Consider the following 1906-nt stretch of genomic DNA (forward strand, 5'->3'; position numbering starts at 1 on the left):
TAAAGCGTTTCGGTTTGAACCTGAATCGCTGGGGATTCCCTTGAGGGATCAGATGTGATTCATCCTGTTTGGGAGGATGGATCATGTCAGCACCTTTGCCATTGGCACTCAGGACGCGATTTCAGAGATATATTGAAGAAGGGTTGAGCGGGCGTGCGGCGGCGTTGCGTCTAAAGCTTTCACCGGCAACAGGTGCACGATGGGCGCGGCAGGTGAGGATCAAAGGCCATGCGGAACCTGCCCGCCAGGGACCGCCGCGCGGTAAGGGAAAACTGGCTCCTCATCAGGCCTTCCTTGAGGAATTGGTCGCGCAGGACCCCGACATCACGCTCTTTGAGTTGCGCGATGCGCTGGCCGAGGCAGAGGGCGTGCAAGTGCACCACTCCTCCATCGCCAACCTGCTGTCCCGGCTCGGCTTCACGTACAAAAAAAGTCGCTGGTTGCCACCGAGCGCCGCCGCGCCAAGGTAAAGCGGCAGCGGGCTGATTGGTTCAAGTATCGGCTTCCTGCCATTGCGACCTCGTCGGATCGCGTTGTCTTCATTGATGAAACAGCGGTGAAGACGAACCTGACCCGCCTGCGAGGTCGATCCAAACGAGGCGAGCGCCTGACAATGGATGCGCCGTTTGGAAGTTGGGGAACCCAAACCCTGATCGCTGGCCTGACACAAGAAGCGTTGATCGCACCATGGGTCATCAAAGGCGCAATGGACGGCCCGGCTTTTGCTGCCTACATCCGGGAAGTGCTCGTGCCGGAGATCGCGCCAGGCACCGTTGTCATCCTCGACAACCTCGCCACGCATCGGAATAAGGACGCCGCGCAGGCCTTGCGCGACCACGGCTGCTGGTTCCTGTACCTGCCGCCTTACTCGCCTGATCTGAACCCTATCGAACAGGCATACTCAAAGCTGAAAGCCCACTTGCGTCGTATCGGGGCAAGAACCTTCACTGAGGTCTTCGAGGCCATTGGATCAATCTGCGATCTCTATGACCCAGAAGAGTGCTGGAACTACTTCAACGCTGCCGAATATATATCAAGTTAAGATCGAAACGCTTTAGGGCCGCCATGTTTGCGCGCATTCCATTCGCCTTCGCCCTCAGCTTTGATGCCCGTGCTGTCGATGAGCAGGTGTAGTGGACTGGATGAACCACGATACGGAATGCTGACCGGCAATGTCTTTTGCCGCCGACACAAGGTGCTGAAGTCAGGCACGGACCACGCAAGACCCGTCAAGGCCCACAGGCTTTCAACGAAGCCTGTGGTCTGCCGCAAAGGCAAGCCGAACAGCACTTTGATCGTCAGGCAGGCTTGGATCGCAGCGTCGCTGTAAGCCTGTTGACGGCCCCTTTTACCTGATGGCTTCGCTTCCCAAGCCATCTCAGCATCAAACCAGATTGATAACGACCCACGCTGCTTCAGGGCCGTGTTATACTCTGACCAGTTCATGGTCTTATATGTCGTCGGTGTCCAACTGCTCATCCAAGTCAGCTATCACGCTGGATCCATACAGTGAATCCCATCAGCCGATTTGTGCAACAAAGCCCCCTGCGGCTCAAAAGCTGTGACTGAGCGCAAACCCAATGTAGGGATTTGGGTCACCGCCCTGTGCGCGATATCCCGCGTTCAACAAGATGTCTGGTCCGGGAGTATCCGAAGCAATCTGATAGGTAAGGCCAATATCGATTGGCCGCTCTGAGGGGATAATGTCCACAGTTTGCGAGGTTCGTGTCACGCCAGTGCTGTCTTGACCGGCCACTGCTGCCACCCTGTCTTGCGGGAGGTCGATTGAGATTTCGCCAGAGGAGATCTGGAGCGGACTTGAGACAGACAGGCGTATCGTGCCTGGGCTGCCGAGAAAATGCGCCTGGCTGATTGAGACTTCGCCAGCATGTCCCATCAGGTTTGC

At 56.8% G+C, this 1906-nt stretch carries 2 protein-coding genes and 1 pseudogene; 1 reads left to right on the forward strand and 2 read right to left on the reverse strand.

The genetic code is table 11. The annotated features are described in order from the left end of the window. The first annotated feature begins 83 nt into the window (after positions 1 to 83). A protein-coding gene (locus ACFWW2_RS00780) for an IS630 family transposase (protein WP_393925458.1) occupies positions 84 to 1042 on the forward strand; the annotation gives its coding sequence in 2 pieces (ribosomal slippage) (positions 84 to 425 and positions 428 to 1042; 957 coding nt in all). An 11-nt stretch (positions 1043 to 1053) separates the two neighbouring features. Here ACFWW2_RS00780 and ACFWW2_RS00785 read toward each other — a convergent pair. Next, positions 1054 to 1479 (reverse strand): annotated as a pseudogene (locus ACFWW2_RS00785) (IS5 family transposase); the annotation flags it as partial. 73 nt (positions 1480 to 1552) lie between these two features. Continuing rightward, positions 1553 to 1906: hypothetical protein (locus tag ACFWW2_RS00790; RefSeq protein ID WP_393925459.1), on the reverse strand; the 354-nt coding region annotated here is incomplete at its 5' end.

The sequence above is a fragment of the Yoonia sp. R2-816 genome, assembly GCF_046762905.1.
GTDB lineage: Bacteria > Pseudomonadota > Alphaproteobacteria > Rhodobacterales > Rhodobacteraceae > Yoonia.